This window comes from Lactococcus sp. bn62 (assembly GCF_029492705.2).
Taxonomy (GTDB): Bacteria; Bacillota; Bacilli; order Lactobacillales; family Streptococcaceae; genus Lactococcus; species Lactococcus petauri.
This window is the reverse complement of record NZ_CP120417.1, coordinates 162,971-183,712: the sequence shown is the minus strand read 5'-3', so window position 1 is coordinate 183,712 and position 20,742 is coordinate 162,971. Positions and strand designations below refer to the sequence as shown.

Annotated in this window: 16 protein-coding genes; 1 reads left to right on the top strand and 15 read right to left on the bottom strand. The window is 34.6% G+C overall.

Features of this window, described 5'->3' with window-relative positions:
- The first annotated feature begins 84 nt into the window (after positions 1 to 84).
- Complete coding sequence (locus P3G65_RS00985) at positions 85 to 1,686, top strand: GH25 family lysozyme (RefSeq protein ID WP_019291792.1); 1,602 nt, start codon at positions 85 to 87, stop codon at positions 1,684 to 1,686.
- Positions 1,687 to 1,818: 132 nt separating this feature from the next.
- On the opposite strand, the gene P3G65_RS00980 is transcribed toward P3G65_RS00985, so the two are convergent.
- The 15 genes from P3G65_RS00980 to P3G65_RS00910 form a co-directional block, all read right to left on the bottom strand.
- A complete protein-coding gene (locus P3G65_RS00980; protein WP_019291791.1) occupies positions 1,819 to 3,606 on the bottom strand; it encodes a hypothetical protein in 1,788 nt (595 codons plus the stop codon).
- Positions 3,607 to 3,610: 4 nt separating this feature from the next.
- Positions 3,611 to 4,984 carry a DUF2142 domain-containing protein gene (locus P3G65_RS00975; RefSeq protein WP_284071233.1) on the bottom strand — a complete coding sequence of 458 codons (1,374 nt, stop codon included), beginning with the start codon at positions 4,982 to 4,984 and terminating at the stop codon, positions 3,611 to 3,613.
- 60 nt (positions 4,985 to 5,044) lie between these two features.
- Positions 5,045 to 6,472, bottom strand: coding sequence for a flippase (locus P3G65_RS00970; protein ID WP_019291789.1), 1,428 nt, complete (start codon positions 6,470 to 6,472; stop codon positions 5,045 to 5,047).
- Positions 6,473 to 6,531: 59 nt separating this feature from the next.
- A complete protein-coding gene (locus P3G65_RS00965) occupies positions 6,532 to 7,539 on the bottom strand; it encodes a stealth family protein (protein ID WP_019291788.1) in 1,008 nt (335 codons plus the stop codon).
- Positions 7,540 to 7,739: 200 nt separating this feature from the next.
- On the bottom strand, positions 7,740 to 8,870 hold the full coding sequence (locus P3G65_RS00960; protein ID WP_019291787.1) for a glycosyltransferase: 1,131 nt from the start codon (positions 8,868 to 8,870) through the stop codon (positions 7,740 to 7,742).
- Between the two features lie 2 nt (positions 8,871 to 8,872).
- A complete protein-coding gene (locus tag P3G65_RS00955; protein WP_019291786.1) occupies positions 8,873 to 9,670 on the bottom strand; it encodes a glycosyltransferase in 798 nt (265 codons plus the stop codon).
- A 454-nt stretch (positions 9,671 to 10,124) separates the two neighbouring features.
- Entirely contained in the window at positions 10,125 to 11,069 is a 945-nt protein-coding gene (locus P3G65_RS00950; protein WP_019291785.1) for an NAD-dependent epimerase/dehydratase family protein, read from the bottom strand.
- Positions 11,053 to 11,418 (bottom strand): DUF2304 domain-containing protein, encoded by a 366-nt coding sequence (locus P3G65_RS00945; RefSeq protein WP_019291784.1) that lies wholly within the window; start codon positions 11,416 to 11,418, stop codon positions 11,053 to 11,055. Before P3G65_RS00945 ends, P3G65_RS00950 begins: the two co-directional genes overlap by 17 nt.
- Positions 11,418 to 12,149: a glycosyltransferase family 2 protein gene (locus tag P3G65_RS00940; RefSeq protein ID WP_019291783.1), complete on the bottom strand. Its 732-nt coding sequence runs from the start codon at positions 12,147 to 12,149 to the stop codon at positions 11,418 to 11,420. Before P3G65_RS00940 ends, P3G65_RS00945 begins: the two co-directional genes overlap by 1 nt.
- A 2-nt stretch (positions 12,150 to 12,151) precedes the next feature.
- Positions 12,152 to 13,018 (bottom strand): glycosyltransferase, encoded by an 867-nt coding sequence (locus P3G65_RS00935; RefSeq protein WP_019291782.1) that lies wholly within the window; start codon positions 13,016 to 13,018, stop codon positions 12,152 to 12,154.
- A 5-nt stretch (positions 13,019 to 13,023) separates the two neighbouring features.
- Positions 13,024 to 14,265 (bottom strand): glycosyltransferase family 4 protein, encoded by a 1,242-nt coding sequence (locus P3G65_RS00930; RefSeq protein ID WP_019291781.1) that lies wholly within the window; start codon positions 14,263 to 14,265, stop codon positions 13,024 to 13,026.
- Positions 14,266 to 14,385: 120 nt separating this feature from the next.
- Entirely contained in the window at positions 14,386 to 17,322 is a 2,937-nt protein-coding gene (locus P3G65_RS00925; RefSeq protein WP_019291780.1) for a rhamnan synthesis F family protein, read from the bottom strand.
- Positions 17,323 to 17,340: 18 nt separating this feature from the next.
- Positions 17,341 to 18,675 (bottom strand): DUF2142 domain-containing protein, encoded by a 1,335-nt coding sequence (locus P3G65_RS00920; protein WP_284071232.1) that lies wholly within the window; start codon positions 18,673 to 18,675, stop codon positions 17,341 to 17,343.
- A gap of 10 nt (positions 18,676 to 18,685) precedes the next feature.
- Entirely contained in the window at positions 18,686 to 19,576 is an 891-nt protein-coding gene (locus tag P3G65_RS00915; protein ID WP_019291778.1) for a polysaccharide pyruvyl transferase family protein, read from the bottom strand.
- Complete coding sequence (locus P3G65_RS00910) at positions 19,573 to 20,733, bottom strand: ABC transporter ATP-binding protein (protein WP_019291777.1); 1,161 nt, start codon at positions 20,731 to 20,733, stop codon at positions 19,573 to 19,575. Before P3G65_RS00910 ends, P3G65_RS00915 begins: the two co-directional genes overlap by 4 nt.
- Positions 20,734 to 20,742 lie beyond the last annotated feature (9 nt).

Sequence of the window (20,742 nt, the reverse complement as noted above, 5' to 3'; positions counted from 1 at the left end):
ATTTTTTCGCAAAAGGCTTTAATTGAGTTAAGGTTTTTGTTAAAATAAAAGATGTGTAAATAAAGAAATAATAATGAGGAAATAATGATCAATTTAAGAAAAGCAGCCGTATTTACCGGTTTATGTTTCATCGCGCTTGCTGCTCATGCAGCACAAGCAGATACTGCTGAAGTACCTGTGGACAATCACCCAATGGGGTATTACGCTGAAGTACAAACCGAAGAAAATCCAATGACCGCTCCTATTGATGCTCAAGGAAACTTAGCGCCCGTCGATGAAGAAGGGCAAACAGTAAAGGAGGAAATCCAAGAGGATACTGAGACTCCAAAAGTTTCCAGCAGGGTTCGTCGCGCTATTGCTGACGATGCGGAGACAGCCCAAGCCAGTTTAAGAAATGCCCCCTCTGACCTGGTATCCAATGATACAAGTCTACCACGAAAAGATGCTGTCGACATTGCTTCGTGGCAAGATTGGATGACACAAAGTGATTTCAATCAACTTAAAGCACAAGGTGTTAAGACAGTGATTGTTAAACTGACGGAGAGCACAACCTACATTAACCCAGCAGCTAAAGCCCAAATTCAAATGGCTAAAAATGCCGGACTAACTGTTGCTGTTTACCACTTTTCACATTTCTCAGAATCAGGAAAAACGGCTCAAGCGACTGTTAACAATACTGCACGAGCAGAAGCTAATTTCTTTGCAAATGTTGCTAAACAGTACGGTCTTTCAACAAGTACTGTCATGATTAACGATGCCGAATATGTTCCAAAAGATAGCGTGGGAACCATGCCTTACTGGGACTGGACGGTTGCCTCACAAAACTTTGCGGAACAACTTAAAAAGCAAGGCTTTGTAAGTACACGTCACTATGCTTCAAAAGCTTGGGCAGTGGATGGTGTTGGACAAATGGAACCAAGTAAGTTGGGGGCAAAAAACATGTGGATCGCTCAGTATCTGTATGGAAAACCAAGTGCTTCTAATCTTCAAAATACTCAGTTTGGTTCATGGCAGTATACAAGTCAAATGTACTTTACAAACTTCAGCAGACGTAGCCCATTGGATGTAAGCATTGACTATGCAAATATTTTCAGTGGAGATTTACCAAGAATCTCAGTGAAGTTTGTTAATCTCCCCGTGAAAAATCCAAATCTTTCCCCATTTAAGGATATCTCTCAATCTATTTATAAAAACTATATCAACTGGAATTATAAGGTAGGAATCACCACTGGTTACACACCAACTACTTATAAACCCGATTATTATGTTACTCGTGGTGAGATGGCCGTATTTCTTCACCGTTTAGCTGGATCGCCAGCTTATACCCCGCCATTCAATGTTTACACTGACGTTAACCAATACAAAAATCAAATTCTTTGGTTAACTGCCGCAAACATTTCAAATGGTACTGCGCCACACTATAATCCTAACGGCAATGTAACACGAGGACAAATGGCTGCTTTCTTACATCGTACTGCAAAAGCCATGGGGAAAGCCCCTGCCTCAGGAACATACACTTCGCCATTTACAGATATCAGCAACAATATGTTCAAAAATGATATCAATTGGTTAAAAACAAAAGGAATCACCACTGGTTACACACCAACTACTTTCCGACCTGATGCTCCAGTTACACGTGGAGAGATGGCCGCATTCCTTAATCGTTTCTACAACACTTTTAAATAATAATAAAACTCTGCGTGAATCACGCAGAGTTTTTGTTGTAAAATATATCATCATTTTTAAAATATAAGTATAAGTGGAATAAAAAGGCAGCTCTTAATAAAGGTCCGCCTTCCATATCAATCATTATTTTTATTAAAGTTTCCAAACAAGAAGTACTCCAATAAAGATAATAAATAATATAATCAACATTATTGGAATAATGATACTTTTTATATTTATACTTAAATTACCTATATCAGAAGTAACAGATAAGGCATTAAACTCATTTGTACCGGCAATATAGCCAGGAATCTGTCCATTAAGCTTCATAGCTTGTTCTGTAGCAAAGCCGATTGAATCGGAATTTCTAGGTGACTGTAAGTTATTTTTATTATTATGTACTGTAAAATAATGAGGTTGATCTACTTTACTATATCCCTCTGGTGCTTTAACTTGCATAACAAAATATTGTTTGCCTTGTCCCAAACCTCTTATACCTAAAAGTGATTGATTTCTAGACTGGATTGCTTGAAAATCTCTATCCCAATTTTGTGAATTAACAGCCATTGGTATCGCTTGATTATCATCTAAGTTATAAATATTGCCACCACTCAGTAGAATATAATCATCAAGATTAAGATGCGAAAGGTTGCTTTGTTCAACTTCCTTCCAGCCTTTATCAGAGGAAATATAATATTTATCAGCTTCTTTTTTACCCAACACATATTGAGCACCACTGATAAGTTTATTTTTTTCACCATCAATCATAACGAAGTTTATACCTGCAGAACTCAGAGGAGCAGATATTATACTTGCCGCACCAACTCCTTCTCCTACTTGAACAGTAATTTGAAAACTTGAAGGTTGTTTAACATTTGAACCGTCTTGCATGTTAAAATTATGTAAATTCAACTGAGCAGTAAGTGGTAATGTATTAAACAAGAAGTTTACTTCTTCTGGTACATTTGGTGATACTGATAGTGTCCCTGTAATCGTAATATCTTCATCACTTCGAGGTAATGTATAGTAATTTTCGTTAGTATAAGTACTCTTCAACTTCTCAGAAGTCATAGAAAATACTTGTTGTTGGAGCAGCTCATAATTATCACTAGTCACAGTTAGCCCTTGATAATAAGCCTCTGGTATCACTGAAGGTAATAAAGATTTTTTTTGCAGTGGAACTGAGGAGCTATCAATAACTACGTTTGGTGGAGTTTGGATACTAAATACTTGCTCGCTTTCCTTAAGCAAATCTTTTGAGATTGTTATTTTATAGCCAATCTTTTGATTGTTCTCTAAAATGTAAGCTCCAGAGGCGTTCTGAGAATTTTCAGGTATCCCTGTAAACTCTAACGAGATACCGCTGCTAGTACCATCCAAATCAACAGATATATTTTGATTATTAGAAGCTAAGTCTACAAAACTAATAATCATAGCATTACTGATAACCGCAAGAAGTCCCCTTTCAGCTTGTGCAGAACCTTTTCCATTCTCATCAGTTATGAGGGATTTTATATCACTCATAGTTTTATGGGAGGAACCATTAAGAAATTGAAAAATATCAAAGTTAGACTGAAATAATATTTGTATTATTTTTTTTGCTTCTTCAGAAGAATGCGTTATTCCCTGTCCCACTCTTAATCCATCGCCTAAGTTAATAAAATTTTCCTTATTGGTCAAAGATGTATTCCAAATAACACTTTTTTCTAGTTCATTAGGAATATTCCCCTTCATTATATTTTCATAAGCTGTTTGAATATTTTCATATGCAATACTTGAAGATGCAGCTGGTTCTCCTTGCTGGGTGGCTGAGATATTGAAAGTTACCTCTCCATTATCTGCCTCTGTGGCATAAGTGCTCTTTCCTGAATAAACGCTGATTAGCATTACAAACAAAAGAGAAAATACTTTGATGTAATTTTTATTTTTATAAAATGTCATCTGTTTATCCTCTCATATCAATAAATAATCCATGCATGTTTGACAACGTATTGGTAACAATCAGTGTATTTGAAATAATAACAATAATTATCATAAGAACAACCACTATTCTCTTCGGCTTTATTTTTAATTTAAATGCCTCATTTCCCATAAAAAGAGAAAGAAGTAATAGTACAGGAGTAAAGTACCTCCCTTGTACACCATAAATTTGGCCTGATATCGCATTATTGTAAGAAATAAAAGCCATATATACAACTAAAATAGAAATGCCAAACACTCCCAATGCTCCAAATGAAATCACTTTTGATTTCACATACTTATCTTCAACTAATAGAATACATATTAATAAAGCGAACCAAACCCCTGCTATCCAAAAAGGTATACCATTTGTCATTCTGTTAGTCTGGGCTAAGAGTGTTTGGCTAACTTGACTCGATGTCGGAGTACTAAGAATACCAAATGATGCCCAAAGTCTTGAAACAACATAGCGCACACCTCCATTACTATGTGTCCAATAATAGAAAGCACCACTTCCAACTATAAAAGTCAGAAAAAAAACAACTGCTATCACTCTATATTTACTCTTCTGACGCACAGCATCATCTCCATAATAATTAGAGATTAAATAATTAACAAGGATAATGGCTGGCATGGCAAACAACAAAAGAAAATTTGTTTTAAACCACAAAACGCTGGTCACACCTAAAACTGCAAGTATGGGTAGCTCTTTCCTCAATACTAACTTAGATCTAAGTGACATATTTATCATATAAGCTATGAGAAATGCAACCCAAACAAAATTAATAGCATCATAAGACAAGCTAGCAAAAGAAATAATTGCTACCGGACTCAACATTACACAAGCAAAAAGAAGTTTACCTTTTTTTACCCATTTAATAATGAAAAACATCATCGTAGCACATACTATAAGATTAAATAAGCGAGCAACAACTGTCATTACTCCAAGAGAGGGATAAATATGATACCCTACCCAAACCCCCAATGCAGGAATAATGTGTCCCATATAATCATAGTTAAATTTACTACTAAGAGCATTTATTTTTCGAGGAACATCCTCTTGTGGAATAATTTGAACTTTTTGCAAATAGAATTGTTGAAAGTGAGTCCCGTTCTGATAAAATTGCTTTTGATTATCCATACCTGATCCCACAACATATTCACCATAATTGGAAAGGTTTACAGGAAGATCAACCATAGCACTCGAAGCTGCAAAATGATATTGTCCATCTTGCTCATGAAAAATAGGCATAGCTATCGAAAAAATAATACCAAACAACAATGCCAGCACGATATAAATTTTATGAACAGGCAAATTTTGTTTCGATAACTTCCTTAAATTTTTAGATACATATTCCATCTATACTTTTCATCCTATATCTATTTAGTGATTTACTTCAGTAATACTAATTTTAAATTTCTAATTTTTCTTTCTTAGACGAATGATACTCTTGATGTCAGCAATAATTGGAGCTTTTAGTAGCCACACAATTAGAGCATACATACTTGTTCCGAGCACCGTTTGAATAATATAGTTTATCACACTTACATTCATCAACTGGCCTAAATTAAATACAACAAAAAAGGTCGCTAAGCCCGCAAGAAGATACTTCCAAAAGCCATGCAGTATTTCCCTCAAAGAAAAAACATCGCGTATTGACCATAACTGATAGAGAACCACAGCTAATTCAGTTAACACGGTTGTTATTACTGCGCCCATCACTCCAAAAAGAGGAATCATAATAAAATTAAAAATAACGTTAACCACTAGGCCAATAGAAACAGATACCGTGTATTCTTTTGTTCGATTTGAAGCTAATAAATATTGATTACCAGCAACTACAGCTATCCCGACAAAGAGGATCATTATACTTTGAACAAACATCAAAGAGCCAACTTCTTCAAAATCTTTCCCAAAGAAAAATACCGCAAATGTTTGTGAAACCCCCATAATCCCTGCCATGATTAAAATAGATAATGTTGCACTTAAATTAAAGGACTTTAAAGTTAAACTTTTAATCTCAGAATGTCTTTTTTCCGAAAAAAGACTCGATAAGCGGGGCAAGAAAGCCGAAGCAAAGCTAGAAACTAAAGTAAAAGCTGTACGAATAATCATATCCGACTGGCTATAATAGCCAGCACTCACAACACCATCCATAATTCCTAGCATTGTTTTATTTAAGGACAGATAAATCATCATCGTTATTTGTGGTAAAAAGAGTAGTAGGGTAGGTTTTAAGTGCCTTAGGATATTAAGTTCTCTAAATTTTACAGGAACAAATTCTTTTTTTAAAAACGGCCAAACAGTAAGATTACCTAACAGGGGAGCTAACATGGTTAAGAGAATATATATCCATAAATCATCTGCTGTTTTAACTAGTACAAATGTTAAGATAAGGAGGAGTAAACGAGCAATCGTATTTCTTACAACTAGTATCCGAAAATTCTCTACACCCATGAAATACCAAGAAATATCTAATGCTGAACCTAATAATGCAAGACCTTGAAGCATGAAATAAATCTTCAAGTCTCCTTGATACATTGAAAAAATCAAATAAGGTATAGAAGCAATGAATATGGCTATAAACTTTAAAATAACCAATTCATAAAAGACCTTACTTTTTTCTTCAATATTTCTTTGATTATAGGCAATCTCTCGATTCCCATACAACTGAATACCTAACCCGCCCGCTAACACGAAATACATCACAATAGAGTAAGTATAAGCATTTATCCCTATCCCTGTGGCTCCAAGAACCCTAGAAACATAAGGAGTTGTAATCAGGGGGACAATTATGCTTAACATTTGATAGACTGTACTATACAGCATATTCTTAACAAATTTCATCTCTTTATTAGTTGAAAATGTTTATAAAAAACACTACAACGTACCATCCTATCTAATATTTATTTCTCAAAACCACTCTTATTAGGTAACTTATTTGTAAAAGCAGTATTCATTTTGTTTACAATATCATCAAAATCTTCTTCAGCTACAAAATCTCCGTCTTCTAGACAAAGTACTTTATATTTTGATTTAAATAATTTTTCAAAATCAACATCTTTTCCTAAATTAACTAGGCTCCCAAATTTAAAAGAATTCATTGGTTCGAATTGATTTGTTGCACGTGCATAATCTGCAATCGCCCAGTTAGAAATTCCTCTCACATCTTGTGAATTTCTAAATTTCCCCTTACTCACAAAATCAAAGTATTCTGGTAATGCCTCTCTAAATTCACGATATATCGTTTTTGTCAGTGGAAGAGTAAGATGGTCCGCTCTAAAACCTAGAAATTTTCCGTAAAATTTTAAAATTGGTAACAAATACAGATTTGATAATGCAGCAAATAGCCCATTCTTCAATGAAAACATCTTAGGATTTATCAACCATTTTGTATCAGCAACCTTATTTACAGCTAAAATATTATTGGCAAACAGCGCCAGAGTTGGCATAAAAGGAGCATGCATAATTTGTAATTTTGGAAGACCATTTTCAAAAAAATCAGTAGGTTGAGTTGGTGCATTCAAAAACATATCATCGTTAAAATTAACAAATTGCTCCGCAAGACCTGGAATTCTATCAAAATTCAACTCAATTGGATTTGTATTAAAAGTTGGGAGGTATTCTTCTGGTATAAAATCTCGGTGATTAACAATATTAATTTTGGGATTTTCTGTATTCAACCATTCTGGAATATGTCCCCAAGTCACAATATGAATCTTATTCACCCAAGGAGCGAATTTCTCAATAGAGCGTAAAAGAAAGTGAAAGTTGTCCATATTTCTATACCTGCTATCGCCATTTTCTTGTGTTACAACTCCTTGAATTTTTTCACGATAATAATTTCTCTCTTTTATCCATTCTGGATCTGCTCCATCTAAATAAGTAATCACAAAATCTATCTTATCAGCCATCTTCAACTCCTATTACTCTCTTAACTATTTTTCTAACTTAATCTTCTGCCATACTCTCTGTATATTAACTTTAAAAATTCAGAAAATCAATTATGAAACATATCTACTTATTTATTCATCATAAGGTGTTCTCTTACAATTTCACTTAAACTTCTATATTCTATTTAAACGAAAACATGACCTTTTCCGAACACATTTAACTATTGAAGAATTTCTTCCCAAATAGATATAATCTTTTCTACACTAAACATATCTGATCTTTCCTTCGAAAGTTTCCCATACTTGGTTTTTAAATCTGGTGAATTTTGAAATTGTTTCAACTTAACTACAAACTCTGCAACGTCTCCTTGCTTCACCAAAACTCCATACTCACCTTTATTCAAAACTTCAGCTGAACCTGAATTTTTCATGGCTATAACTGGTAAGCCAAAACTCATTGCCTCAGCAAAAACCAGTGGGAATCCTTCAAAGCGGCTTGTACTAATAAATATGGAACTATCTTGAAAATGTTTTTTTAAATCATTTCCACTTTTAGCACCATGCCATTGAATTTTTTTATTTAGCTTTCTCTTTTTTATTTCATAAGCAAAGCGTTTTTCTTCAAAAAACAGACCTTTCCCTGCAACTTGAATGCTCCAATTATCTTCCAGTTCTTCAGCAATATCTAGCAAATAGTCCAAACCTTTAGTATGATAATCAATCCTTCCCACAAAACTAATTTTATTACTTTTTAAATTAGCTTTCTCTGTATGAGATTCAATTGTTAATGGATTATGCATTACCCTTACTTTTTCAAGGCCCATACCATTTAAAGTTAATCTATCTTCCTCAGTTAAGACACATATCAAATCAGAATACTTATAACTATTCACTAATCTACTATAACTTTTCCCATACAAAAAAGTTTTATACATTGTAACATTGAAATGTAACCACGAAATCAATTTAACATCTGGTAGTTGCTCTTTTAATTCTTGCGCTACTACAGCCCACTGCTCAACTAAAACCACCGTTTCTATATTATTTTCTTTAACATAGTCCACCAAATCCTTAACCATACTAGGATTTGGTATGACTGTCATATCAACAGGCTGCCTCAAAATATATTTTTGAATACCAGTTTTAATAAGTATGCTTCGAAATTGGCTGTGAGTCATGGCATTTTTTGCAAAAATAATTTCTGGTTCTACATGAAAATAGCTTTCAACTTTTCTCATAGAAAAAAAAGTAATATCGAATTTTTTTCTATTCAAATTATTAGCAATTACGCTTTGTACTCGCATAGAGCCACCCATGCGTAAATCTCCAACAGCAAAAGTTATTTTCTTCATTTCTAAATATTTCCTTTTTGATTATTCACATAAATTTTCATAAGAAGCTGAGTCATATTCTCACCCCAGTATCGACGAAACATATCATACTCTTCTTTTTCTCTATTTTTGTCAATAGTATTTGCACTTGTTTCTGAATCACTGTGAATACGATGAGCCATTAACCTTTCTGGCAAATATTTGATATAACCTGGTCGACGCATAATTCGCTCCCAAGCATCCCAATCTAAAGCCATTCGAAGTTCTTCATTGAACTTAAAATCACTCAGACGTTCCATATTATAGGAGACAGCAGGACAGCAAATAAAGTTGCCAAAAGAATAAACTCTACGTTGATATGACTTATTCTTAAATAGAGAAAGTAGACGTAGGCCAAAAGTTTTAATTTTTAAATTAATATTTCGTTTTCTGAGATTATCATTTTCATCAATCTCATAGTAATCAGAGAAAACAATATTTAAATCTTCTTGTTTTTGGAAAGCTTGAATAATCTTGGTTCCATACTCCGGCTCATAAGTATCATCTTGGTGAGCGATGGTCGCATATTTTGTCTGTACAAAAGATAAGGCACCATTCCAATCGGCACCAATACTTCCACCTGTTCCTACAAAATATTCAATACTATAATTTTCAGCCGTCTTAATCATTAAACTCGTGGGAGTTGAGGTGTAGAGAATAATTTTTGATTTTTGTTCTCTCACCGAAGACTGTGATAATAATGACTTAATACATTTCTCTAAGTATGGTGAATCTTGATATGCACAAATAACAAAAGTATGTGCAAATTGTGTGTTTGGCATAAAAAATAGGCCTAACCTTTCCTTTTATTGTTAAAAAAACAAATTTTCTGATGTATAAAAATATTCGTAATTTAAGTACTTAATCACGTCTCTTTCAATCACAAAAACCCAAAATTAAACTTACATATATTTTTATCGTAAAATTAGAACCATTTAATACTTCGAAATACCTAAGTAATGAATCTGCCAACTATCATTAAAACTAAAAATTATAGAATCGGAATGCTCAATATACAGGTAATATACTATCTACCTAAATAAGAAAAAACTTCAAATAGTATAATATATATGAACATTTCTTAAACTTCTTCATCTTTCTACTTTTTTCTTGATTTATTAAATAATTATAGTTCCAAAAAGATAATAGATATTATTAATATCTATTAAGAATTTGAGCAAAAAAGAAACAAAAAGATTTTAAACTACTAGGGTGTCTCCGATTTAAAATCACTTTTTAATTATGAAATTCATAATCTAAGTACTTCTTCATGCCACTTTCGAGATTATATTTTGGACTGTATCCTATTTTTTTTAACTTTTGAATACTACTAATCGAAAGCTTGATATCACCTTCTCTGGGCTCTACATACTCCACATCTAATTTTTTGTTTAAATTTCTTTGAGCCAAGAGAATTAAATCATTCAGAGTAGTTTTTGTCCCAGTTCCAACATTATAAACTTCCCCTAAAGACTTATCTGATGTCGCAATCAGAATCAGCGCTTGAAGAACATCATCAATATAAACAAAGTCGCGCGCCTGCTCACCGTCACCAAAAATTGTCAAGGGAGCTCTTCTTTTTAAACGATCAACTAAAATCGAAATAAAGCCCGAATAAGGGGAACTAGGATTTTGGTTTGGGCCATAAACATTAAAAAATCGTGTCGCACTGACTGGAATTTTATATAAATTATTATAAACCATCGCCATTTTCTCTGAAGCAAACTTATCCACTGCATAAGGTGTTAAAGGGCGAATCACACTTTCTTCTTGTTTAGGTAGAGTTGGTTCATCCCCATAGACCGCAGCACTTGAAGAAAAAATTAGACGTTTCAATGACTTTTTATTTCTTCGAAGTATTTCTAAAATCGTCATCGTACTATCAAAGTTAACTTGATGAGTTTCATAGGGACGAGCGACAGAATCTGCTACAGATGCTACTGCTGCTAAATGGAAAATATAATCAAAATCATTTTCCCCAAGAATGTTTTCAAGCAAAGATTTATCCGTTACAGATCCCTCGATTTTTGTTAAATTAATCGAATTATCTAGGTTAGAGAAACTTCCCATCGAGAGATCATCAATGACCATAACTTTGTTATTGGGAATAAGCTTATTTGCTAGAGAGGAACCAATAAAACCTGCTCCTCCCGTTATTAAGATATTATTGTTTTGAATCATTCTTATTTTCTACTTCTTCCACTTTCTTCTTCAGTAACGACGTTTCTTGAACTAAATTTTTAATCTGCTTTTCCGCGGAGATAAGTGACATTTGATACTTCAAAGATATAAAAAGCAACAAACTCACTAATATAAATAAAGCCAAAGATGTTAAAGTCTGTATCCCCATAAAATGGGCAATGCTACTTCCTAATTCAGGGAAAAGCGCACCAAATAAAATAATTATTGCAAGTATGAACCATTTGAGCATATGGCGTATCTCAGCTTTATCTTTTTTTATAAGTTGAATAACATAAATAAAAAAGATAATTGAGAAAATAATTGCTAAGACGCGTAATTGAATGGGCATTAATTTTTCTCCTTCCCAATCATCGATGATACAAGGACAGCGAGCGAAACGCTAATCATATAGTTCACACCTTTTAAAAGATTTATACTGGATGTTCCTGTGGTACGTTCAAACATTCTCACGCCAACTTCTTTCACCCGAATATTTTTCGCAAAAAGATGCATATAACTTTCTGGCTCGGGATATTGACGTGGATATCTCTTCACAAATTGTTCGATAACTTTACGATTACCTGCACGGTAGCCACTAGTAACATCCATTATACGAATATTTGAAGTCAAACGAATCAAAGCTGAAAGAACTTTAATCCCAATTTGCCGTGTTCTTGAAGATTTGAATTCTGAATTACTATCATCAAGGAACCTAGAACCAACAGTAAAATCTGCTTCGTTATTTATAATTGGATCGACAAGTTGAGGAAGCGATTCAATATCATGTTGCCCATCTCCATCAAACTGCACTGCAATGTCATAACCATTTTCATCTGCATACATATAGCCTGTTTGCACAGCACCACCAATACCTAGATTTTGAATAAGCTCAACATGATTAATATTGTTCTCTCTTAAAACCTCTTCTTCATTATCTGTAGAGCCATCATTAATGACCACATAATCTAAATTATAAGGAGAGCTTGCTCTATACTGCTCTACTTTTCGTATGTTCTCTGCAATGCCTTCTCCCTCGTTATACGCAGGAATGATTAGAAGAATTTTTGCTTCATTAATCAACTTTATTCAAGTCCTCTCTTACCCTCGGGTTTGTTGGTTTTTACTTTTAACATCACTTTAATCAAGCTCTTCCATCTGATTCCAGAATCTCTTTTCAAAAAACCTTTTAGAACCATTTTAACATATTTTTTATTAAGTTGACAGAACAACTCCGGCTTATAGGCTTTATAGAACCTGTATTCACTGCTAAAAATGCTATAAAATCTCTCCTCTGACAAACTCGACAAGTCTTGCACTGAGAGTTGATGATTTAATTGACAGTTTAAGACTTCCACCTTTTTTTGGTTAAAGATAATCTGAGAAAACAGCCAGTGATCTAAATAATCGAGGGGAAACTCTTTAGAAAAGCCCCCTATATCTTCGATAAAAGCTTTTCTCAGCGTTAAAGTACTAGAAATGCCTGATATATCTTGTTTGTAGACTCCTGCTTCCTTTGGAAATAAGAGCATATCCAACGTTTCACTTGCCGTTGGGGAAATCTGTGTTACACCATCGTATATTTTTGCACAGTAGGCAACAATCTCTGTGTCTCTGATCTTACTTCCTAATTCAGCAAGCAAAAGACTCAGATAGTCTTCTGTAAGGGAGGTATCATCATCGAGTAGCATCAGCCATTCATCATTAGAGTGAGTGAGAGAAGTCTCGTATGCTATGCGTGTCCCACGCTCCACATTGTCCTTATTATAGATATAGGTGAGTGAATGAAAACCAGAAGGTAGAGCGACATCGGAATAGTCCGTACTTCCATTATCAAAAACAATGATATTAAGCTTGTTTTTGATAATGTCACTCATCCTAAGGAGTGACTCGAAAGATTCAGTTTCTGTGAATTTTTGTGCATAAGCTACTAAAGAAATAGTTATATTCATCGTTATCATTTCTTAATTTTCAAAAGAACCTTTTTAACGATTCTTTTTATTTTCGAGCTCGGTGGATTTGAACGTTCCGTATTCAAAGTGACCAAATTTTCTATATGTCGTAGAATTTTTTTGCTATTACCTTGTACCATCTCTGCACTTTCAATAAACTCTTTGTAAACAAATTCTAAAGAATATTTTTCCCGAACTTCCGGAATTTTATTGATACTGTGTTCCTTTTTTGCCTCAAAATCCGTTAAACTTCTTGATAATATTTCAGATAATTCTTCAATATTTCCGAGATGATATTTTTCACCTTCTTGGAAGATGTTATATGCAGATTCATAGCCTGGATTATCCGAGATTATTACGGGCAAGCCTTTGAGTAAAGCCTCGATATAGACCAAACCAAAGGTTTCTAGAGCTGAGGAGCTCACAAAGATATCTTTGTCTGTGAGTACTTCCCAAGGCTGTTCAAGGTGGCCAGTTAACTTCACATTCTTCAGGTTATGCTTCTTGATGTAACTCAAGCACTTAGTTTTATAATCCTCATCTTGAGCGCCAACCAAAAGAAGCTCCACATCTGTCTTTCCAGACTTATGATAAGCTTGTAAAAGCTCCATTTGGTTTTTGCGCTCTGTCAAGCGACCGACAGAGACAAAACGGATTTTTTCTCCTTTTTTCAAAGGTGAGATATCCACTTCGCTGTAAGGAATAAAATTTTTGATTTCTTTGTTCTGAAATAGAGTATTCAGATTCTGGTTCAGAAGACCAGTTACACTATAAATTTCATCTGAATACTCTTCAATAAAATCTATCTTATCTCTGTAATAGGCAAATTCATTTTCGGGAAATTCGTGAATTAACCAGAAATGTGGTATTGATTCACAGGCTGCGGCAACAGCCCCTTGAAACATATTGACTGTATTGGTAACCACGAGATCAATATTATTTTCTTGAATGAGTTTTCTAATTTGGGCGATATTTTCCCGATAATAGAAAGCACGAACCTTCTCATCTTCCGGAAGGCCACCTGGAGCATCCTCCCACCACCATTTTCCTGCGGGAAGAAAATATGTCTCGATACCCGAGCTATCAAATTTATGTTTATAGGCTGTCTTATCTACTCCTGGATAATCTGGCACAACATTAATCACTGTGTTCCCGCGTTGTACAAGCATCATCATCAGATAAAAAATTGAAATTTCAGCTCCATTGTCAAGAGTCCCTGTCGGAGAGACAAATAAAAATTTTTTCATTATTGTTTCCTTATCCTTTAAAGTGTGATACTTGTTGTTCGCCAATAAGCAAAGACACACTGTCAAAAAAGACAAATTAGAAAAGTATGATTCTTCCCTAAAGTCATATCTACAAATTTTTTAGATACTTATGCTCTTTGTAAATTCATCCGTGTGCTCTTTAATTGTACAATTCTCCAAAACAAAATGATAGGCATTTTCTGCAATCATTTGTCGTTTGCTTGGATTTTCAATAAGTGTTTCCAGTTTTTCATACCATTCGTCGGGTTGGGCCAAGATTCCTGTTTCATCATTTTTTACCATTTCTTCAAATGATCCCAAATAACTAGCTACAGTAGGTACTTTCACAAGCGCTGCTTCGAGCCATTTAATCTCTGATTTTGCACGATTGAAAACACTATCAACCAAAGGTGCTAAGTTGATATCCATTTGGCTAATTAATCTAGGGAGCTCTTTCCAATCCACATAGTCATTCATTATGATTTGCTCTGTGTATTTTTTCAAGTCCTGTGGAAGGTCAATATAGCCGACCAAATGCAGTTCTACATGTGGGTATTTTTCTAGAATTTGCATGATTGCAGGTTTAATCATCTCAAAATTTTCATTGTGTGTGATTGAGCCAGAAAAATATCCTATCTTAATTTTCGAAGAAACTTGTGTATAATCCTTGAGCGTTTCTTGACTTAATCTTACCAATTCTTCACTAGCAAGATTTCTGTTAATTATCACCTCAGAACTATAATTTTCAAGCTCTTCTTTTAAGGTTTGTGTGGTTGTAACGACAATGTCGCATAAGGCCATCATTTTCCCATAAGATTTTACACTACTGTCATAATTATACTTATCGACCTCTGAAAGTCCTTGCGTATAAGCCAATAAATCAGTATATTTGGTATCAATAACAAGATCATCAATGTCATAATAGACTGGCTTATTGTGTTTTTTTGCAAGATGACAGAGTTGTTCGAGTACTTCCGAGTAACCGGTACGATAGATAACAATATGGCTCGCATTCTCTGCATCACTCATTTTAAAAGCCGAAGCATTGACTGTCAACACATCATAGCCAAGCTCCCTTAACTGTGCCGCTTTATTTTCAACCCGATAGCGTGTACATTGCGGGATAGCATTTTCCACACCATCAATAATTAAAATATGCTCCTTAGGCGCACTAGTTTTGATATCCTCCATCATCTTATCAATAACATGGGCAGGGTAAGTTGTATTGGTTTTAATGTATTCAATCAATTCTGGAACTTGTGTTTTTCTGGAAATGCCTTGCCATAAAAACTTATCATCACTATAATTTGAAAATGCTGTATATTTTACAAGAGGAACATCAAAATCTTTTAACATCGTCAATGGATGAATATACATTGCACTGTCACTATTATTGTTGCTCACTGCACCGTGTTTAAACCCTAAATATTCAAAATGCTTTGTGAATACTGTTTCATGTTTACCAATAGCTTTATCTCTAGAATCCGTGTCATTCATATTTTCCCAGTACTTTATAAAGCCAGAGTAAGTGAACATACTTTTCTCAATGACGAGGAAATAAGACTGAAGATGAATCGGAATGGTTTTATATTTATTATAACCGGTAATATCTGGTTGAGGTTCACCATATGACATTCCCCAAAAATCCAGTTTTTGTGAAGCCATTTTTTCAAAGATTTTTTCTAAATCAATAAAAGGACCCACATTGGTATCATTGACGAGTAACAGCTCATCAAAATGTGAAAGTGATTCATTTGCGAAAGCAAGAATACCATGTCTAAACGCTGCTGTGTCGTAGCCTTTGTTGGGACGAATGTCTACGCGACCATAAGTTTCCAAAATCGTCTTATCTTCTGGAATGAGAGAACCATTGACCACAATAATAATCTCGTGGGACAGTTTAGCAAGTGCTTCCAAGAAGATGATTTTGTATTCTTGAAGTTTTTTACCATCTGCATACACTACGTAAACAAGTGCACGTTTCGGATTGTGGTAGTTGTTTTTCGCACGCGCTTTATTGCGTAAAGGACGAAGCAGAGCTTTCCTCATTTCGAGAAGCGGATGAAAATTTAAAGATAATTTGCGGTAAATTTTTCGAGGAGCTTTTAATAATAGCTTAGGTCTTTTTAAGACAAAGAGCGTACGCTTCGTATTGTGTATAATAAGATTCCCTAATTTATAGCTTCTTGACTGGATAAGATTTTGGAGTTGTTCCTCTTTAACTTGAAGTTGTTGCTCATTATAATGCAATACTTTCTCTAAATCACGTATTAAAAGAAGACGCTCTTCTGCCAATCTATTCATCTCTCTAAAATTATGAGAAGTTGAGATGAGACTTTGCTTAATCGCCTGTTCATACTTGTCTCCTAGTAGTGGCTTATACTTCTTCAAAATATAAAGATAATCTTCGAAATAGCGATTGAGATCATCTCTTTGACTTCGAGAAGCATCTAAAACTCTGTAGTTTAACTTCGTTTCTCTTACAAAAAAAGCTTTCGCTCCGTTCTTAAGAATTAAATTAAGCCAAAAATCATAATCTTCTAAGCTTTTTAAATTTTCATCAAATTTTGCGCTTTTTATAGCTGTTGTTTTAACCAAAGAAGACATATCGATAACATTTTGTACCAGCTCATCTTCTAAAATAAAGTCGAGATTGTCGTGTAAAATATTACGCTTCTTTTCAAAATCCCAAAGCTGGCAGTAAGCAATATCAGCATCGCCATGTTTTTTGGCTTCTTTGAGCAGGATCTCAACATAATCCTTGCTCAAAAAATTATCACTATCCACAAACAACAAGTACTCACCTGTTATTTGTTCTAGGGCCGCATTTCTAACTTTTACTACACCTTGATTCGCGCCTGAAAAGTATTTTGTTTCTTTAAAAGGAGATTCTAGAAGTAACGAAGAGATAATCTCTCCCGAACGATCTGTAGAACCATCGTTAAAGACAATAAGCTCAATATTTTGATACGTTTGTTCAAAGATACTTTTGATACATTTTGCAATATATTTTTCATGATTGTAGCAAGTGACTACAACAGAAACCTTATCATTCATGGGGGTTTTTACTCCTTTTTAAACAACTCCTGTCGGTTTTACTCTTAGAATAAATCCTCGATAGAAAACGATAAATAAATAAAGAACCATTATCGTAATTGTAGAGACTTTTGCAATATTTGCGACTGTTCGTTCTGAAAGTTGGATATTATACTTTGCGCCCAAGTTTTGTAATGCTGGAAGGAAGAAAATAATCAGGGGCTGGAGATAGCGACCAGAGAGTTCATCGAAGGTCGAGAGCGCTCTCTGACCAATATAGAAGCCTGCGAAAATACCAATCCAGTTAATAAAATAAGTCATTCCTGAGCTCCATACTGTCCATTTAGGATACACACGTCTGAACTCCCCCATAGCAACCCAGCAGAATAATAAAATCCATATGATATTGAAAAAGTCTGGAAGATTCATTGGAGTAATCATCCACATTCTTCGTGCGTTAGGGCCCATAGTTGCAAAATTTAAATAGTTATTAAAAAATACTTTTCCAAAATGAATTAAGCCAAGTTTTTCGTTGAAAAGAACAAGTCCTGCGATAACCAAGGCAACAATTAATGTAGATAACACAATTATTGTGTGTTTCTTCATTTTCTTAATCGTGGTAACAACAGGTTTATAGACCATTGGTAGTCCAATAAGGGCAAAGAGAGAGAAAACATAATTTTTCTTCGCTAAAAAGAGCAACAAGATAGTCGCTAAACTATAAATTTTTTGCTTTTTACTCAACTCTTTAAAATTCTTGATTTGTGTTAACTCTAAAAAGTTGAGCGTAAACATTGCAAAGACAATAAAACTAAAGATATCGTAACTTGGACTTGCAATCTTCATAAGGTAAGGAACAGTAAAGAGCATCACGAGCAACCACTTACCCTGATTACTTTTCTTGATAATAAAGTAAAAGCAAAGAGCGAAAAACAGGAGATTAGCAAGTCTACCACCATAGTCCATCACACCAATGCTTGGATAGATAAGACGGGCGATTAACACACCTATGGACGCTGGGAGATGCATAAAATTAATGGGGACAAAACTATTTCCATTATTCGTGAAATTGAAGCGAATACCATCATTCTCTAAATCCACTTTTTTGAAAATAGTATCCTTAATACTGATATTTGCTGTACTACCTGTAGAACCACCAATCGCCTCATTCTCTATAATTCGAAGGTTCGGCGTTACCATAACCTTTGGATGATTAGCCGAGAATTGATTATAAGCATAACTAAGATGATAGCCTTCATCACCAGTCGTCATCGGAGGTGTGAGAAATGTTGAGAATGCACCAAAAATGAGCACAACGATGATAAAGAATTTCTCTGCAGGGAGTTTTAATTTTCTATTGTCCGTCGTGTTCATTTTTTTCTCCTTATGAAATGATTTTTAGTTTAGCTAATAATGAATAAATATAGTTTGTTCTTCTATAGGGGAAGGCTTTTAATAAGGCTTGCTGTTTTTCTTCAAGGCCTTGAATAGGGAAGTATGCTGCAATTTGTTGTTCTTGGTAATCTTGATTCAACATCAAGTCCAAGTCTGCCAACTTATGCTCTTTTCCTATTGCTGAATAATAATCTTCAAATTTGAAATCTCCCCCAACCAGACGGTCTGAGAGATTCATATGTAGATTAGGAATCTTGAAACTGTCAGCAACGATTAATCCATGAAGTGAGGAAGAAAAAACAAGTTTACAAGAGGTGATGTCAGTGATTACTGCTTGCGGTGCACGCAATACATCAATAATTTTAAATCTTGGATCTGCAGCCAATTTTTGAATAAAAGGGTAGTCTGCTTCCTCAAAATGAGGAATGATTCCTATTTTATCTTCTTTATTGGGGCTTTCTTGGTAAACTTTATTAACAAGAAGTCCTGGATCACCTAGTGGAAGGGGTGGGAGCTTCAAATCTTCTTGCGTAAGCTTTCCACGTACTGCATAAAATTTTAGTTTCGAAAAATTAAGCTCTGAAAAGTTGTGCAAAGGATATGTTTCCTTGATTGACCCCACTTCTGCCTGAAGTGGATAGATTGTACCAGTGCCCCAAATATGTACCTTTTTCGTTGGGCGATTATACTCTAAATCAAGTAAAATATGTAAAAGGCTCCCAACAGAGAGCAGATCTGCTTTTCTGATATCTGGTTCATAAACCACTTCAAGGTAAGAGAATAGGTTTTGGATAATTTCCGGGCCAAGTTCATCCCCAAAGTTAGGCCTGCCTCCAGGTGCTTTCCATGAATACAGTTTGATTTTCTTTTTTGGGATCATTTGATTTCTTTTAAAAGTCCATAAGTGCGTTTGTCTGAAGAATCACGATAAACAAAGCTAAGTAACGGCGAGGCAGTCAGAAGCTCAGTTTCAATGAACCCATCCTCTGCTACACGCCGTTTCATCCGGATTGTTGCAACTAAGCCGAATTCGGTATTGTGAAAATTCTCCATCGGGATTTCAATAGTGTCTACTGTGTGTATTGGCATTGAACCACTATCGTAGATTATTCCACCACGTTTTACATCGTGAAGGCTGTAAGAAATAAATAAATCTGATTTATCCAATGTTTCATCAAAAAGTTGTACATTTAATTTTCCAACAAACTTATCTTCTGGTTTTGAAAGCGAAAGAGGAGATACTGGTTCAATTGCAATCTTTGCGGCAACAGTTTCTTCTTCTCCAACGGAAGTGTTATTTCTTGCAAGATTATCTTCAGAATATTTATTGGTGATATCCTGAATATTACCTTTTTCAACAATGCCCTCTTTAATATAAACAGCTTTATTACAATATTTTTGCACGGCATTCATATCGTGAGTAACTAAAATCGTTGTTTTACCTGAAGCTTTGCGTTCTAAGAAATAATCGTTACATTTACGTTGAAAGGCTTCATCTCCCACAGCAAGTACTTCGTCAAGAACAAGTACATCACCTTTAGCCTTGATTGCGACTGAAAAGGCCAATCTCACTTGCATTCCACTTGAGTAGTTCTTTAACTTTTGATTCATAAATTCATGGAGTTCAGAAAATTCCACGATATCATCATACATCTGATCGATCTCTTCGGTAGAAAAGCCAAGCATTGCGCCATTAAGATAAACATTTTCTTTACCTGTAAGTTCTGGGTTAAAGCCGACGCCAAGCTCAATAAAACTGACCAGTTTTCCATTAACGGTAACTGTTCCTTTTTCTGGTGTATATATTTGAGAGATAATCTTTAAAAGTGTTGATTTTCCTGAACCGTTACGACCAACAATTCCAAAAAAGTCACCTTTTTCAACGGTAAAGTCAATATCTTTGAGAACATGTTGTTCCTTATATCCTTTAATGCCTCGCATGCGATTGACCAAAGTTGTACGTAGACTCGTACTTGCTTCAGTTGGGAGGCGGAAGTATTTACTTACATGATCTATTTTTACTGCTACTTCTGACATTCTTTCCTC

What these genes read in the sequence shown, in the direction of transcription:
- P3G65_RS00985 (WP_019291792.1), top strand. Translation starts at nt 85, where the DNA reads ATGATCAATTTAAGAAAAGCAGCCGTATTTACCGGTTTATGTTTCATC.
- P3G65_RS00980 (WP_019291791.1), bottom strand. Translation starts at nt 3,606, where the DNA reads ATGACATTTTATAAAAATAAAAATTACATCAAAGTATTTTCTCTTTTG.
- P3G65_RS00975 (WP_284071233.1), bottom strand. Translation starts at nt 4,984, where the DNA reads ATGGAATATGTATCTAAAAATTTAAGGAAGTTATCGAAACAAAATTTG.
- P3G65_RS00970 (WP_019291789.1), bottom strand. Translation starts at nt 6,472, where the DNA reads ATGAAATTTGTTAAGAATATGCTGTATAGTACAGTCTATCAAATGTTA.
- P3G65_RS00965 (WP_019291788.1), bottom strand. Translation starts at nt 7,539, where the DNA reads ATGGCTGATAAGATAGATTTTGTGATTACTTATTTAGATGGAGCAGAT.
- P3G65_RS00960 (WP_019291787.1), bottom strand. Translation starts at nt 8,870, where the DNA reads ATGAAGAAAATAACTTTTGCTGTTGGAGATTTACGCATGGGTGGCTCT.
- P3G65_RS00955 (WP_019291786.1), bottom strand. Translation starts at nt 9,670, where the DNA reads ATGCCAAACACACAATTTGCACATACTTTTGTTATTTGTGCATATCAA.
- P3G65_RS00950 (WP_019291785.1), bottom strand. Translation starts at nt 11,069, where the DNA reads ATGATTCAAAACAATAATATCTTAATAACGGGAGGAGCAGGTTTTATT.
- P3G65_RS00945 (WP_019291784.1), bottom strand. Translation starts at nt 11,418, where the DNA reads ATGCCCATTCAATTACGCGTCTTAGCAATTATTTTCTCAATTATCTTT.
- P3G65_RS00935 (WP_019291782.1), bottom strand. Translation starts at nt 13,018, where the DNA reads ATGAATATAACTATTTCTTTAGTAGCTTATGCACAAAAATTCACAGAA.
- P3G65_RS00930 (WP_019291781.1), bottom strand. Translation starts at nt 14,265, where the DNA reads ATGAAAAAATTTTTATTTGTCTCTCCGACAGGGACTCTTGACAATGGA.
- P3G65_RS00925 (WP_019291780.1), bottom strand. Translation starts at nt 17,322, where the DNA reads ATGAATGATAAGGTTTCTGTTGTAGTCACTTGCTACAATCATGAAAAA.
- P3G65_RS00920 (WP_284071232.1), bottom strand. Translation starts at nt 18,675, where the DNA reads ATGAACACGACGGACAATAGAAAATTAAAACTCCCTGCAGAGAAATTC.
- P3G65_RS00915 (WP_019291778.1), bottom strand. Translation starts at nt 19,576, where the DNA reads ATGATCCCAAAAAAGAAAATCAAACTGTATTCATGGAAAGCACCTGGA.
- P3G65_RS00910 (WP_019291777.1), bottom strand. Translation starts at nt 20,733, where the DNA reads ATGTCAGAAGTAGCAGTAAAAATAGATCATGTAAGTAAATACTTCCGC.